1 pseudogene is annotated in these 307 nt (G+C 39.1%); it reads left to right on the forward strand.

What is annotated here, in order from left to right:
• A pseudogene (locus BAQ49_RS09585) lies at positions 1-307 on the forward strand (Cna B-type domain-containing protein); the annotation flags it as partial.

A 307-nucleotide genomic window follows, 5' to 3' on the forward strand; every position in this document is an offset into this window, starting at 1 on the left:
AGAAGAAGAAAAGATTGAAGAAGAAACAACAGAAGAAATAGAAGAGTCATTAAAACCGGAAAAGCCGACGGTGACAGAAGAACCGAATGTACTAGAGAAACCAGAGGTAACAGACAAACCGGAAATCTGGGTAAAACCAGAAGAAGAAAAGATTGAAGAAGAGACAACAGAAGAAATAGAAGAGTCATTAAAACCGGAAAAGCCGACGGTGACAGAAGAACCGAATGTGTTAGAGAAACCAGAGGTAACAGACAAACCGGAAATCTGGGTAAAACCAGAAGAAGAAAAGATTGAAGAAGAAACAACA

The organism is Bacillus proteolyticus (genome assembly GCF_001884065.1).
GTDB lineage: Bacteria > Bacillota > Bacilli > Bacillales > Bacillaceae_G > Bacillus_A > Bacillus_A proteolyticus.